Below are 14,574 nucleotides of genomic sequence, written 5' to 3'. Positions count from 1 at the left end.
AGAAATGCGATGAGCCAGGTCGATGCCCGGCAGGGCAGCTCAGCGGCAACAAGCACCGTGCGACCGCTCCGCGTCGCGCTGGCCAGCCTGATCGGCACTGCCGTCGAGTGGTACGACTACTTCATCTACGGGATGGCCGCCGCGCTCGTGTTCGGTCCCCAGTTCTTTCCCGGGTTCTCGCCGCTGGCCGGGACGCTGGCCTCGTTCGCGACCTTCTCCGTCGGCTTCCTCGCCCGCCCGCTCGGTGGGATCGTGATGGGTCACTTCGGTGACCGCGTCGGCCGCAAGTCGATGCTGGTGATCTCGCTGATGCTGATGGGACTCGCCACGGTCGGTATCGGCCTGCTGCCGACCTACGCCGCCATCGGCGTATGGGCCCCGATCCTGCTGGTGGTGCTCCGCCTGCTCCAGGGTGTCGGCGTCGGCGGGGAATGGGGCGGCGCCGTGCTCATGGCCGTCGAGCACGCTCCGAAGCGCAAGCGCACCTTCTACGGGAGCTTCCCGCAGATGGGCGTGCCGGGAGGGTTCGTCCTCGCCGGCGTGGTGTACCTGGTCATGACGACGACGCTGAGCCCGGACGCCATGACCAGCTGGGGCTGGCGGGTGCCGTTCCTGGCCAGCGCGGTGCTGCTGGTGGTCGGTCTGGTGATCCGGCTGTCCATCTCCGAAAGCCCCGACTTCCAGGCGGTCAAAGACTCGGGTGCGCAGGAACGGCTGCCCATCGTCACGGTGCTGCGCAAGAACTTCAAACAGGTGCTGCTTGCCGCTGGGGCCTTCGCGGGCAACAACGCGCTCGGCTACATCTTCATGGCCTACCTGCTGTCCTACTCGACGACAGTGCTGGGGCTCGACCGTGCGATGGTGCTGACGTTCACGGTGATCGCCTCGACGGTGTGGCTCGTGCTGACCCCGATCGCGTGCGTGCTGTGCGACCGGTACGGCAAGCGGCCGGTGCTGCTCTTCGGCTCCGTCGGGCAGCTCGCGTGGGCGCTGGCACTCTTCCCGCTGGTGAACACCGCGAGCCCCGCGCTCGTGCTGGTCGCCATGATCGGCATGGCGACGTTCCTCGCGATCGTCTACGGGCCGCTGGCAGCCCTGTTCGCCGAGCTGTTCTCCCCCGAGGTCCGCTACAGCGGGGCGTCCCTCGGCTACCAGGTCGGCTCGATCATCGGCGGCGGGCTCGCTCCCACGGTCGCGACCGCCCTCTACGTGAGCGCGAACTCCACCACCCCGGTCAGCGCCTACCTCGCCGGAATGGCGGCGCTGACGCTCGTGTGCCTCGCGTACCTGACCCGGCGGCGGGCCGCGAGCGGTGCCCGCTGACAGCCGGGCGAGTGGGCAGGAATTCGATCATCGCAGCTCGCCGGATCTGCCAGGATGTGGCCATGTCGATTGATCGCGACATCCTGTTCCGCCTGGCCACCAGTACCCGCTTGGAGCGGGTCATGCGGTCCGTGCCGCGCGGGCAGGATCTGGCGTGGCGAGCGGCATCGCGCTACGTCGCGGGCACGTCGGTCGCCGAGGCTGTCCGGCTGGTCCGGGAGTTCCACGGACAGGGTGTGGCCGGCAGTATCGATCAGTTCGGCGAGCTGGTCGGTGATCCGGCGGTCGCGCGGCGCGTAGCCGACGACTACGTGAGCCTGGCCACCGAACTCGCCCACCTACCGGAGGACACGTGGCTGGCGATCGACCTTTCCCACCTCGGGCTTGACGTCGATCCGGCACGCTGCGCCGACAATCTCGCCGCGATCGCGCAAGCGCTGCCCGAGGGGCGGCGTGTGCAGGTGGGCGCCGAGGACCATGTGCGTGCGGACGCCGTCCTGTCCTGTGTGCTCACCGCCGCGGGCAGGGGACTGGCCGGCCGGCTCGGCGCCACCGTCCAGGCGAACCTCCATCGCACGCCGGACGATGCGCGGTGTCTGCTGGATGCCGGCGTGCACATCCGGCTGGTCAAAGGCGCCTACGTCGAGCCATCCGACCGGGCCTATCCCTATGGCGAGCCCACCGACGTCGCCTTCCTGCGGCTGGCACACCAGCTTGCGGAGGCCAAGGCGCCATTCGCACTGGCCACCCACGACGGTGTCCTCCGCGAGGCACTGATAGCCGCACACGGTCCGGTACCCGTCGAGCAACTGCTCGGCGTGCGCCCGGACGTGGTGACCGACCTCGTGGCCCGTGACGTACCCGTTCGCGTGTACGTGCCCTTCGGCCACAACTGGTTCCGCTACTGGATGCGCCGCGTCGCCGAGTCACGCGGCGCCTGAGCCGTCGATCCGGGACGCGGTGCGAGTTCCTGCGCCGTGTCCCGGATGAGCCGGCGGACGATGCGGGCGGGCCGGGAGGGCTGGCTGCCCTGACGCTGGGTCAGACACAGGTGGATCGGGTGCGCGTCGCGCAGGGGGATCCAGGTCAGGCCGGTGATGTCGGCGGAGGTGTCGAGCCGGGCGAGAATTCCCGGCCCGACTCCTTGGCCGACCATCACTTTGACTGTCCGTGCCGACATGGCCTGGACGACGACATCAGGACTTTGCAGGTGCTGGTGCAGGATTTCCCACATCACCGTCCCGCTGCGCATGGTGACGATGGGCCAGGTCGCGAGGTCTCGCCAGTTGACGTGGTCCCTGCCGGCGAGTGGGTGGTCGGCGCGCAGGTACACGCCGAGTGGTGCCGTGAGCAGGGGCACGCGCTGCAGTCCTTCCGATGCCGGGCTTGCCGGCATGGTGATCACCCCGAAGTCCAGCTCGCCCGCCAGCACAGCGGCTTCGAGCTCGGTCGAAGCTCCTTCACGGACAGTGAACCGCAGGCCGGGATGGTGTTTGCGAAGACGCCCCACGACCGGCGCGATGATCATCTCCGCGGTGACCGAGACGCCGCCGATCTGCACCCGCCCCCGGTACGAGCCGCTTGACTCCATCGCCGCCTCGCGGACGCCATCCTCCGCCTGGACCAGCCGGTGGAGTGGCTCGAGCAGGGCCTGACCGGCTGCCGTCGGCCGCACGCCGTGGCGGCTGCGGGTCAGCAGTACGACATCGAGTTCCTCCTCGAGCAGCGTGAGCTGCTGGCCGATCGTGGGCTGGCTGACACCGCACCGGTCGGCCGCCGACCGTAGCGATCCGGTCTCGACGGCAGCCAGGAAGTACCGCGCTCGTTCCACCCGCATCGGCCAAAGATAAAGGAAAAACCTTTCACCGATGAGCTGTGTCGCCATCTTCCCGGAGCCTGCGTCGCAGGGCACCGTGATCAGGCGTCGTCACGGCGCGTTCGACGACTCCGATCGTGAAAGGAAAATGTGGTGACCGACGGTCCATTGAGCGGGGTGCGTGTGCTGGATGTGTCGACCATCCTGGCCGGTCCGCTGGCGTCCTCACTGCTCGGTGAGTTCGGCGCCGAGGTGATCAAGGTCGAGCATCCCGACGAGGGCGACCCGGCGCGGCACTATCCGCCGCTGGAGGACGGCGTGTCCGCAGGCTGGGCGATGCTCGGCCGCAACAAGCGAAGCGTCACGATCGACCTGCACCACCCGGACGCGGCCGGCCTCGTCGGCCGGCTGGTCACGGCGGCGGATGTCGTCGTGACCAACTTCCGCCCGGCAACGCTGCGCCGCTTCCGGATCGACTTCGACGATCTCCGGGCGTACCGGCCGGATCTGGTGATGGTTCACGTCAGCGCGTACGGGCGCACCGGCCCTTATGCCGACCGTCCGGGCTTCGCCCGCGTGGCGGAAGCCTTCGCCGGTCTGACTTACCGTACGGGCGACCCCGACCGGCCCCCGGTCTTCGCCGGCTATCCCGTCGCCGACGGCGTCACCGGGATCTACGCCGCGTTCGCCGCCCTGCTCGCGCTCCGCCAGCGCGATCGCACAGGCCAGGCCCAGCTCGCCGACATCCCGCTCTACGAGCCGTTGCTGCGGATGATGGAGGACTTCATCGCCGACTACGGCGCCACCGGTGAGAGCCGTGAGCGGCAGGGAAATCGCAATCCGCACATCAGCCCCAACAACCTGTATCTCACCCGTGATGGGCACTGGCTCGCACTGCCCGCCTCGACCGAGCAGATGTGGCGACGGCTGGTCAAGGTCATGGACGCTGCGGACCTCGCGGTCCACGACTCCATGACCGCCCGGCTGGAGCACCGCGAGGAGATCGAGGCACGTGTCGCGGCCTTCGTGGCCGCGCACGACCTGGAACCGCTGATGTCGCGGCTCCTCGACGCCGGAATCGCGGCCGGACCGGTGAACTCGGCGGCGGACATCTGCGCCGACCCGCACATCCGGGCCCGAGGGTCGGTGGTGGAGGTGGCCGACGAAGGCGGGGGACGCTCGTATCTCATGCAGGCGCCCGCCGGCCGGTTCTCCGGTTTCGACGGCTCCATCAACCGCCCGGCGCCGGTCCTCGGCGAACACACCACCGAAGTGCTGCGGGAGCTTGCCGGGCTACCGGATTCGGAGATCGACGACCTGCGCCGTCGTAGCGTGGTCTGACGAGAAAGGGACCCATCAATGACGATGGCCTACATATCCATCATCGTCCTGGTCTTCTTGTTCGCGGCGACCCTGCTGCCGGCATTCGACCTCGGATTGGCCACCCTTTCCGCGGCGTTCGTCCTCGGACTCGCGGCCGGGGTCCCGGCAGAAGAGGTGACGGGGTTCTTTCCGGCCGACTTCTTCGTGCTGATCGTCGGCGTGACGGCCCTGTTCGCCACGGCCCAGCTCAACGGAACCCTCGACTGGCTGCTCGACCTGCTCCTCCGGCTGGTTCGTGGCCGCCTGTTGCTGGTCGCTCTGGTCCCGTTCGTGGTCGGGGCCGTGCTGACCGCCATCGGCACCCTGCCCGCCGCCGCGACCGCGATCGTCGCCCCGATCGCACTGAGCCTCGCCGCGCGCCACGGGATTTCGCCGCTCGTGGCAGCGATCCTCGGCATCACCGGAATCATCAGCGGGCTGCTGTCGCCGCTGGCCGTCTACGGTGTCACGGCCCGGGAGCTGAGCGACAGACTCGGCCTCCCGCTGCCCAGTTCGGCGTCCGTGACGTTCCTCCTCGGTGGACTGCTCACCGGACTGCTCGTGTGCGCGGCCTGCCTGCTGGTCGGCACGCGTATCGGTGCCGTGCCACGGGGCCGCGTCCCCCTCGGCGGGCCGGCACGCCAGGCCACGGAACCACCGGACACAGTCGCCGGGCCCGGCACCGCGGGAAAGGCACAGTCCGCGACGGTCGCCGCCACCGCGGCCGCAGCTACTGCCGGGGACAGGAAAACCCGCACCGTCACGGTCTTGTGCCTGCTCGCCGTCGTGGTTCTCTCGGTCGGCTTCGACATGAACGTGGGCTACCTCGGCCTGACGGCGGCGATGATCCAGCAGGTGGTGTTCCGGCTGGAGCCCAGCGCCATCGTGTCGAGGATCCCGTGGGGAGTGGTGTTGCTGATCGGCGGTCTGCTCACCTACGTCGGCCTGATGCAGCATCTGGGTGCGTTCGAGCGAATCAGCGAGCTGCTTCGGGTCGACGGATCGCCCATGCTGAGCCTGCTGGTGCTGTGCTACATCGCCGGTGTCACCTCGTTCGCCGCCAGCTCGATCGCGGTGTTCGTGACCGCCATGCCCCTGCTGCCCCCACTGGTGGAGGCCGGCATCTCCCCGGTCGGTGGTGTGCTCGCCCTCGCCCTGGCCTCCGTGCTCGTCGACATCAACCCGCTCGGCATCACCGGCGGACTGATCCTCGGTGCCGCCGAACCGTCAGCCCGGCCCCGCCTGTTCCGCCAGCTCCTCAGCTACGGCCTCGTCTCGGTCGCCGTCGCGCCCCTGGCGGCCTGGGCGGCCTTCGGCTCCTGGTGATCAGTCAGCTTCCGGTCGCGTGGCGATGCCACCGATGAGGAGATCGACGATCTCGCCGGCCAGGTCGCTGACAGCGTCGTCCGGCTGGTCGTCGATCTTCCTGTACCACATGTCGACGGCGTTGAGGCTGCTGAGCAGTGTGCGGGTGGCGAGTGCCGAGTCGGGCGCCCGCAATGAACCGTCGGCGATGCCCTCGGAAACCACCCGGTGGAACATGTGCTCGTAGTCGCGCCTGAGCTTGTTGAGCGATCTCAGCGCCTCACGTTGCCGGTCTTTCAGTGCCGTCGACGATTGAGCGCGCACACCCTCGTGAACAACATGGTGGTAGGCGAGATCCGTCATCAGGTTCGTCACGTGGGCAACGGACATCGCCACCAACCGCTCGCAGCCGGTTCCGTCGCCACGGGCGTGCGGCTCGACCTTCGCCCTGACGCGTCGCATGCCTTCCTCGTACACAGCGAGGAAGAGGTCGAACTTCGATCGAAAGTGGTAGTAGATAAGACCCTTGGTCGCGCCGACCTGCTCGGCGACGTCGTCGATCGTCGCGCTCCCGAAACCCTGGAGCTGGAACGCCTCCGCGGCGGCGTCCAGAATGCGCTCCCTGGTGCCGGTGTCCACACCGGGACCTGTACTCAACTGTGCCTCCATCGATCAGGGTGCCGGCACCATCATGGCACCGCGGCTGGTCCGCGTCGGTCACATCGGACGGTTGACTTCGAGTGCCCGCGTTCACATAATACTCGGTAGTATCGCTGATGAGAGGCTTCTACTGTGTTCGTGAACTCTTCTGGCAACGTCGCCGGCCCCGACTGCCCGCGGCGCGAAACTGCCCATGGGGGATCTGGATAGAGCGGTCCCGGTTCTGCAGCGGCGTGACCAGGCCTGCCTCCGTATCTCCCACCTCCGTCGCAAGGGATTGAGCATGACACCTGTCGTTGTCATCGTGCTGGTCTACTTCGTCATCATGTTCGGAGTCGGCTACTGGGCGAAGTCCCGGATGAAGTCGTCCAGGGACTTCCTTGTCGCGGGTCAGACGCTGGGCTTCTTCGTGATGGCGATCGGCACGTTCTCGTCGATCCAGAGTGGTTTCGGCATGATCGGCCACACCGCCAACACCTATTCCTGGGGTGTGCAAGCCGTGGTGTCGGCGGCCTTTCTGGTCCCGTTGGCATTCGCCGTCTCGTGGTTCCTGCTCGGATCGCGGTTGTACAGGCTGGCACGGAAGTACGACGTGTACTCGATCCCCGATGTCATTCGCATCCGGTATCCCGGCCGATGGGCGCACCTGTCTATGTCGGTGGCCATGTTCGTCGGTTCCGTGGCGTACATGACCGCACAGGTCACCGCGACCGGTGTGATCATGAGTCTCATATTCGGGACCTCGGTCACCGTCGGCGCCATCATCGGATCCGGGGTGGTGGCGCTCTACACCGTCGCCGGCGGAATGCTGGCCGGCGCCTGGACGGATTTCCTGCAGGGACTACTGATGGTCGTCATGTCCATCGGGACGTTCTTCGTGGCGACCAACACGGTCGGCGGCTGGAGCACCATGCTCGAGACGATCGCCAGCCACGACATCGACTTCCTCCGCCTGGACGCCTCACAGCCACTGACCTACGTCTACACGTTCATCGTCATGGCGGTACTGGGCACCGTGGCGCAGCCCCAGCTGATCACCAAGTTCCTGATGCTCCGTTCTTCATCGGAGCTGAAGTGGGGGGCGCTGGTCGCCTCGCTCGCGTACGGGGTCACGACGCTGTTCGCGCTCAGTATCGGTCTTTCGATGCGCGCACTCACCATCGAAGGCCGGGCGCCCGAGCTCGAGAACATCGACAACACCACCACCTGGTTCTTCGACAACATGGTGTCGCCGGTCTTCGCCGGGTTCGTCCTCGCCGGTCTGCTTGCGGCGATCATGTCCAGTGCTAACTCGTTCATCGCGGTCGGAGCGTCGTCGTTGATGCGGGACCTGACGAGTGCGCTGGGCATCACGGTCCGGAACGAGGTCAGGTGGGCGCGCCTTGCCAGCGTCTTCGTCGTCTTCTGTGCCTTGATCTTCGCCCTCTACCTGTCTCAGGTGGTGTTCCTGCTCGGAGCCATCGGATGGGCGGCGTTCGCGGCCGCCATCTTCGGGCCACTCGTCCTGGGACTGTACTGGCGGCGTGCGACGGGGTTGGCGACCACGGTGGCCATCGCCTTCGGCGTCTTGTCGAACCTTGCCGCGACCATCCTTACCGCTCAGGAGGTGATCACGTTGCCGGCATACATCCAGACCGGTGGCCTCATCACGTGCCTCGGGATCGTGCTGTTCATCGTCGTCTCGGTCGCCGTGCCCTCACGCGAGTCGCTCGAGAAGTTCGTGGACATGAACCGACCGCGCGGCAGCAAGAACGTGGACCTGGTGTAGGCACGCTCGTTGCTGAGTGCACATCGCAAGTGAAGTCGATCGAAGGGTGATGGGATGGGTGTCGATCGCGTCGACCGCCTGGTTCTGTTCTGCTTCACAACTACGACCGTCGCCATCGTGGGAATGGCCTTCGACTACTGGCAGCTCGTCTACTACTCCATTCCGGTACTGACGGCGCTCTTCATGCTCATGGCCGCCCTCAACAGGCGGGAGGAGTGGTCCAGGCCGGTGGTCGTCGGCGTCGCCGTGTTCGGTGGCGTGATGCTCACTCTGTTCGTGGCCGGAAACGTGGCGCTGCATACCGATGGCCGGATCGGTGGACTGCCTGTGGCGACAGCGGTGTTTCTGTATGCGATCTGGCCGGTTACCACGGTGGCGGCACCCCTCCTGTTCGCCTGGGCGTACCACAAGTGGTTGCGCCACGACGTTGAGGATGCTGAGACGGGGTCCGTGGTGTCATAGTCCCCTGTGGACGATGGCGCTGCGTGCGGGGTGGCCGTCACGCCCGCAACGTGCCGTTCTCCTGCGGCAGGGGACCGCACAGCTCGCTGCCGCGCGTACGAAGGAGTGATCGCATCGATCGGAGGAGGACACATGGATGTGTCTTGCGCTTTTCCAACCGCTCTGGACTCTCCGGACAACATCGCACTGGCCGAACGGCTGGGCTATCACCGCGCGTGGGTCTATGACACCCCTCAGCAGAGCCCCGACGTGTGGATGACCCTGGCGCTCGCCGCAGAGCGCACCGAGCGCATCGGACTCGGCCCGGGGGTGCTCGTTCCCAGCCTGCGTCACCCGATGGTCAACGCGGCGGCGACCGCCACGCTCGCCGCGCTCGCGCCAGGGCGGGTGGCGGTGGCCTTCGGTACCGGGTTCACGGGCCGCAGGGCCATGGGCTACGGAGCCGTCCGATGGTCTTTCATGGAGTCCTACATTCGTGCCTACCGGGGCCTGCTCCGCGGCGAGACCGTGGAATGGGACGGCGCGCAGATGCGCATGCTGCACCCCGACGGTCATGCCCCGGATCGCCCGGTCGACGTCCCCGTCCTCGTCGGTGCGCTGGGGCCGAAAGGCAACAAGGTGGCGCGGGAACTCGGTGACGGACTCGTCGCCACCCTCCAGCCGCCGGACTTCATGGCCGAGCATTCCTGGGTCGCCTATCTCGAGTGGGGCACCGTCCTCGATGACGACGAGGACGACGATTCCGACCATGCCCGCGTGGCGGCGGGCCCGGGCTGGGCCCTGTCGTTCCACGGAGCCTACGAGTTCGGTGGACCGGACGCCGTACGGGCGCTTCCGGGAGGGCAGGAGTGGCTCGAGGTCGTGGAAGCTTCGCCGGAGAACCATCGGCACCTTGCTGTCCACTCCGGCCACTGTGTCCAGCTGAATGCCGCGGACGAAGCAGCCTGGCATGCCGGCGGAAGCAGCACGCTCAGGGACGTCACGCTGAGCGGGACACGCGAGCAGATCCGGCGCAGACTCGATGACTACCGTTCCCGCGGCGTCACCGAGATCGTCTTCCAACCCTGCGGGCCCGACGTCGAAGCGGAACTGGAGCGGTTTCTCGAGGCTGCCACCCGCTGAGCACGCCCGCGTGCGGCCTGCACCGCCCCCGTATCCACAGCCCGATGGAGAGATCATGAGTCGTGAAATCAGCACTGCCATCGAAGGACTCGCCTACCTGGAGTGTCCTCGCTGGCACGATCAGCGGATATGGTTCGCCGACTTCTATACGCACCGGGTGTACTCGGCCGCTGAGGACGGCGGCGAACTCCGAGTCGAGGCCGAAGTCTCCCAGCAGCCGTCCGGGCTGGGCTGGCTGCCGGACAACCGGCTCCTGGTGGTCTCGATGCGCGACACCAGGGTGTTGCGTCGTGAGCCTGGCGGAGCACTGGTGACCCATGCCGACCTTTCCGGCAAGGTCAGGGGTCACCCGAACGACATGGTCGTCGACGCCCGGGGCAGGGCGTTCATCGGCGAGTTCGGCTTCGACCTGATGGGCGGAGAGTCGCTGGAGCCCGCCGTCCTGCTGCGCGTGGACCCCGACGGAGCTGTCACCACGGTCGCGGAGGACCTCTGGTTCCCCAACGGCAGCGTGATCACCGACGACGGTGTACTCCTGGTCTGCGAGACGTTCGGCAACCGCGTGACGGCATTCGACATCACCGACGGCGGTGCCCTCGTCAACCGCCGCACCTGGGCCGAGTTCGGAGGGTTGCCCACGGAGAAGGATCTGGAGAACCTGCTTCGGCAGGTCGTCGTCGCTTCGGACGGATGTTGCCTCGACGCCGAGGGAGCACTGTGGATCGCCGATGCTGTTGGCGGCCGGATCCTGCGCGTCCACGAAGGGGGCGAGATCAGCGAGGAGATACCCGCCGGAACCGGGGTCTTCGCCTGCATGCTCGGCGGCGCCGACGGGCGCACGCTGTTCATGTGCGCCGCACCCGACTTCCACGAGGAAGCCCGCAAGAACGCCCGTGAAGGAAGTCTCCTGACAGCACGGGTCGACGTGCCTCGCGCAGGCAGGCCCTGACGCCGTCCTCGCGACCTGCGCCCGCAGGTTGAAGGAGCCGAGCGTGTTGAGCACCATGCAGGACAGCGAACCCGGGAAGGCCCGGCTGAGCTCGCCGGCGCCTGGTCAGAGCAGCTCGTGCGCTTGCTCGCGCAGTGCGGCCAGGGACCGCCGCACGGCGGCGGTGTCGGGCAGGACGGCGAGTAGCAGGGGGTTGTCCTCGCCCTGGTCAGCGGCCAGGATGCGGCGAATCCATTCCATGCCTTCCTTCAGTTCGGCATAGGCGTCCACCGTCCCGTCGTTGCGCGCGAAGTCGCCGAGTGCCGACCGGTGTATCGCGTCGATCAGTGCGGCGAGGGCCACCGGCAGGAACGAGGGGCTGTCCGCGGGCAGGTGTTCACGGAGGTAGGCGGTGGTCAGCGCGAGGTAGCGTTCGTGTTCGAGCACCTCGCGGCTGCGCAGTTCGGGCACGAGTCGCGTCAGCTTGTAGCGCCGGAGAACCAGTTCAGGCCGGCTGAGGAAGTCGAGCATGACCGCTTCGGTGGCGGCGATGACGACGTCCACAGCCGGCCTGCCGTCGGTCGGTTTCACCAGGTGGTGTGCCAGCAGGTCCAGTCGTGCGGAGTGGTCCGGGAACGCCAGCTCGTCCTTGCCGTCGAAATGGCGGAACACCGTCCGCCGGGACACCTGCGCGGCGTCGGCGACCGCCTCGACGGTGACGCTTTCGTAGCCCTGCGCCAGGAACAGCGCCATTGCCGTCTCCGCGATGCGGTACTTGGTCTCCAGCGCCCGATCGACAGCCAAGGTTCCCTCCCTCTTTCCGGCACCGGACCGCGGATGCGGCGATCGTCGAGCTACTCGGGCCGGCACCACGAACCGCATGGTGCACCAGCGAAAGCGGTGCACCATGCGGTTCCACTGCGGACAAGGCGGGCGCTACTGCCCTTCGACCGAGCCCGGGCGGACGGTCGCTTTCCGATTCCCGGCGTCGAACATCATGCTACGTGGCCACTGATCCCACTTCTCTCCCAGCTCCGGGTGCTGGGGCCGTCCGGTGCGGACGAAGGCGTCAACACTGTCGATCATGAGATCGGACAACTGCAGTCGTCCAGGCTTGTTCTTGTGACTGAATGAGAAGGAGAAGAACCCTTCGTCGAAGGTGTGGAAGAGGAAGGGCAGATCGATGGCGTGGACGGCGCCGTAGACGGTGTCGAACGGGGCGGGTTGCTGGTTCCAGCCGAACTGGTAGTAGAAGAGGTTGTCGTGTCCGGCGGCCCGCAACGAGTTCATGGAGTCGTGGATCAGGCCGGTGAAGATGCTGTCGGTCAACCCGTCGGCCGCGTCGTTCCACCCGCCGGGGCGCTTGGCCGGGAGATACCGGTCGACGATGAAGTCGCGGACCTTCAATCGAGAGGGCCGGTCGGGATCGAACTGGTACTGCCAGGTGAAGCGCTGGTAGTCGGTCGGGCGGAACGCGCCGATCGCCGATCCGAAGAGCTTGCCCTCCTCCAGCGTGTTACCGGCCAGGACCGGGACGTCGCGGTAGTTCCCTGCCGCGATCGCGGCATGGTAGTCCTCGGGCAGCACCACGCCGTCCGCGATGACCCTGGGCGGGTTGCCGGCCGTCTCACCACGGCGTACCTGCGCACGGATGATCTCGTCGGCCGACATCGACCTGAGGCGGCGCACGGCATCGTCTCCCGTGCCGGCCGGCCCCGCTGCTTCGTCGGCGAAGGCCTCGGCATAGGTTCGCGCCGACGAGGGTGTCGAGAACTGCAGGCCGCCGCTGAGCGGGATCGCCTTGTCGATCAAGCCCTTGCTCAATGGTGAGACCATGAGCGCCCATACGTTGACCGCGCCGGCGGACTCACCCATCACGGTGACGTTCGAGGGATCTCCGCCGAAGGCCCGTGCGTTCCGGTTGACGAAGCGCAGCGATTCGACCTGGTCCAGTGTCCCGAAGTTGCCCGAGTCGTTGTGCGGGTCGCCGGTCTTGAGTCCGGGCAGGTCGAGCCAGCCGAGGACGCCGAGCCGGTAGTTGACCGTGACCACGACCGCGTTGGCCTTACGGGCCAGGGCTCGTCCGTCGTACATGGGATCCGCGGAGTAGCCGACCATGTTGCTCCCGCCGTGGATGAAGACGATCACCGGCAGGTTCCGCTCCTGTGTCGACGGGCGGTAGATGTTGAGCGTCAGGCAATCCTCCGAGCCGACCGGCTTCTTCAGGCCGTCCCGGATGTCCAGCCCGTAATGCGGACCGCTCGGCGCCGGGCTGAACATCCGCCCTTCCTGGATGCAGCCTTGCCCGAACTGCTGGGCATCCCGGACGCCGTGCCATGGCCGGTGCGGCACCGGGGCGCGCCAGCGCAACCGACCGACCGGGGGCTCGGCATAGGGAACACCCAGCCACGCGAAGGTTCCGGTCGAGCGGCTCTGGTCGGTGCCTTCGACGAGCCCGAGGCTCGTGTTTCGGATCATGTGGCCGTCTCGTGCGTGCGCAGGCGCTACCGCGCTCACCACGCCGGCCAGCAGAACAACCTGAAGCAGAACGATGACGAAGCGACGCCGCATGCTCACTCCATTCTCCGAGAGCCTGTCCTTGATCCCCGGCAGGCGCGGTGTCGTGCCTGGTCACCTCTCGTGAGTGTTTGGCCGAGTTAGAACACGGCTCTTCACTCACGACCGGTGACCTGCGGAAACATCCGGAGCGGGCTCTTGACGAGTCCGTGCAGAGAGACTTGCTCGCTGGCTCACGGTGACCCCCGACGCTGGCGGTATGGCACTGAATGACAGTGCCATGTCACCCAGTGCCAACGCACTGTTTCACATCTGCCTTTCCAGGGCAAGGCCGGAGTGCCCCGGCTGGGCGTTTCGTCGTTCATCGCGAGCGGAGGCGGGTGCTGGCCCCGGACCTGCCACATGCACCTCCCGCTGTAGGGCGCGACGCGCACACAGCGCGGTGCCACTCCGAGCTCGCCAGCATGTTGACAGCGCTCGTTGGTAAGTACAGACTGACCGTTAGTGGAGACTTACGAACCCGACGAGTGGAGTGTGCTCGGTGATCGGACACGGCGCACGATCTTCGAGCGCCTGGCCGACCGTGCTCAGACGGTCGGCGAGTTGGCCGCAGGCCTTCCCATCAGTCGGCCTGCGGTATCGCAGCACCTCAAGGTGCTCAAGAACGCCGGCCTTGTATCGGACGAACCGGTCGGCAACCGCCGGGTCTACCGGGTCGACCCGGAAGGAGTCGCGGCGCTTCGGGGGCAACTCGACAGGTTCTGGACACGGACGTTGGCGGGCTACAAGCAGGCCGCCGAGCGCGACGAGGAGGGAAAGGTCATGACGACACGGACAGAACAGGCCTCGGTCCGGAGGCAGATCATCGTCGAGGTGGGTATCGAACGTGCATTCTCGGTGTTCACCGAGCGGTTCGGTGATTTCAAGCCACCGGAGCACAACATTATCGGCGTGGAACTGGCCGAGACGGTGTTCGAGCCACGGGTGGGCGGTCACATCTATGACCGCGCGGTCGACGGCAGCGAGTGCCGGTGGGCGCGCGTACTTGCCTACGACCCCCCTCATCGCGTGATATTCAGCTGGGACCTCGACCTCCGTTGGCAGGTCGAATCGAACCCGGACAGAACCAGCGAGGTCGAGGTGCGATTCGTCGCGGAGACCCCTCGGCGGACACGGGTGGAACTCGAACACCGCCACATCGACCGGCACGGCGAAGGCTGGCAGGGGATCAGTGAGGGCGTCGGAGGCGAGGGCGGCTGGCCGCTGTATCTGCAGCGCTTCGCCGAGCTGCTGGGCCGAGAGGAATGACCC

At 67.1% G+C, this 14,574-nt stretch carries 13 protein-coding genes; 9 read left to right on the top strand and 4 right to left on the bottom strand.

Features of this window, described 5'->3' with window-relative positions; genetic code table 11:
- Window positions 1–9 precede the first annotated feature (9 nt).
- Together JAP66_RS21780 and JAP66_RS21775 are read left to right on the top strand one after the other, a co-directional pair.
- Window positions 10–1,323 (top strand): MFS transporter, encoded by a 1,314-nt coding sequence (locus JAP66_RS21780; RefSeq protein ID WP_199433678.1) that lies wholly within the window; start codon window positions 10–12, stop codon window positions 1,321–1,323.
- A gap of 62 nt (window positions 1,324–1,385) precedes the next feature.
- Window positions 1,386–2,264 carry a proline dehydrogenase family protein gene (locus JAP66_RS21775; protein WP_199433677.1) on the top strand — a complete coding sequence of 293 codons (879 nt, stop codon included), beginning with the start codon at window positions 1,386–1,388 and terminating at the stop codon, window positions 2,262–2,264.
- On the opposite strand, the gene JAP66_RS21770 is transcribed toward JAP66_RS21775, so the two are convergent.
- Complete coding sequence (locus JAP66_RS21770; protein WP_199433676.1) at window positions 2,225–3,160, bottom strand: LysR family transcriptional regulator; 936 nt, start codon at window positions 3,158–3,160, stop codon at window positions 2,225–2,227. The genes JAP66_RS21775 and JAP66_RS21770 overlap by 40 nt on opposite strands.
- Before the next feature lie 132 nt (window positions 3,161–3,292).
- On the opposite strand from JAP66_RS21770, the gene JAP66_RS21765 reads away from it, so the two are divergent.
- Complete coding sequence (locus JAP66_RS21765; protein WP_199433675.1) at window positions 3,293–4,480, top strand: CaiB/BaiF CoA transferase family protein; 1,188 nt, start codon at window positions 3,293–3,295, stop codon at window positions 4,478–4,480.
- An 18-nt stretch (window positions 4,481–4,498) separates the two neighbouring features.
- Entirely contained in the window at window positions 4,499–5,827 is a 1,329-nt protein-coding gene (locus JAP66_RS21760; RefSeq protein WP_199433674.1) for an SLC13 family permease, read from the top strand.
- Here the strand turns inward: JAP66_RS21760 and JAP66_RS21755 are convergent, their stop codons facing one another.
- The gene (locus tag JAP66_RS21755) at window positions 5,828–6,463 is read right to left on the bottom strand and encodes a TetR family transcriptional regulator (protein ID WP_235999239.1); all 636 of its coding nucleotides are present in this window, start codon (window positions 6,461–6,463) and stop codon (window positions 5,828–5,830) included. It abuts the gene before it with no gap.
- Window positions 6,464–6,749: 286 nt separating this feature from the next.
- Between JAP66_RS21755 and JAP66_RS21750 the strand changes: the two genes are divergently transcribed.
- The 4 genes from JAP66_RS21750 (at window position 6,750) to JAP66_RS21735 (ending at window position 10,767) form a co-directional block, all read left to right on the top strand.
- A complete protein-coding gene (locus tag JAP66_RS21750) occupies window positions 6,750–8,234 on the top strand; it encodes a sodium:solute symporter family protein (RefSeq protein ID WP_199433672.1) in 1,485 nt (494 codons plus the stop codon).
- Window positions 8,235–8,288: 54 nt separating this feature from the next.
- Window positions 8,289–8,696, top strand: coding sequence for a hypothetical protein (locus JAP66_RS21745; protein ID WP_199433671.1), 408 nt, complete (start codon window positions 8,289–8,291; stop codon window positions 8,694–8,696).
- Window positions 8,697–8,828: 132 nt separating this feature from the next.
- On the top strand, window positions 8,829–9,818 hold the full coding sequence (locus tag JAP66_RS21740; RefSeq protein WP_199433670.1) for an LLM class flavin-dependent oxidoreductase: 990 nt from the start codon (window positions 8,829–8,831) through the stop codon (window positions 9,816–9,818).
- A 55-nt stretch (window positions 9,819–9,873) separates the two neighbouring features.
- Window positions 9,874–10,767 carry an SMP-30/gluconolactonase/LRE family protein gene (locus tag JAP66_RS21735; protein ID WP_199433669.1) on the top strand — a complete coding sequence of 298 codons (894 nt, stop codon included), beginning with the start codon at window positions 9,874–9,876 and terminating at the stop codon, window positions 10,765–10,767.
- A 105-nt stretch (window positions 10,768–10,872) separates the two neighbouring features.
- Here JAP66_RS21735 and JAP66_RS21730 read toward each other — a convergent pair whose 3' ends face one another.
- Together JAP66_RS21730 and JAP66_RS21725 are read right to left on the bottom strand one after the other, a co-directional pair.
- Window positions 10,873–11,550: a TetR/AcrR family transcriptional regulator gene (locus tag JAP66_RS21730; RefSeq protein WP_199433668.1), complete on the bottom strand. Its 678-nt coding sequence runs from the start codon at window positions 11,548–11,550 to the stop codon at window positions 10,873–10,875.
- Window positions 11,551–11,682: 132 nt separating this feature from the next.
- A complete protein-coding gene (locus tag JAP66_RS21725) occupies window positions 11,683–13,224 on the bottom strand; it encodes a carboxylesterase/lipase family protein (protein WP_235999238.1) in 1,542 nt (513 codons plus the stop codon).
- Between the two features lie 543 nt (window positions 13,225–13,767).
- Between JAP66_RS21725 and JAP66_RS33240 the strand changes: the two genes are divergently transcribed.
- Window positions 13,768–14,571: a metalloregulator ArsR/SmtB family transcription factor gene (locus JAP66_RS33240; RefSeq protein ID WP_372448998.1), complete on the top strand. Its 804-nt coding sequence runs from the start codon at window positions 13,768–13,770 to the stop codon at window positions 14,569–14,571.
- The last annotated feature ends 3 nt before the right edge of the window (window positions 14,572–14,574 follow it).

The organism is Qaidamihabitans albus (assembly GCF_016464705.1).
GTDB lineage: Bacteria > Actinomycetota > Actinomycetes > Mycobacteriales > Pseudonocardiaceae > Qaidamihabitans > Qaidamihabitans albus.
This window is presented reverse-complemented; position numbering and strand designations above follow the sequence as displayed.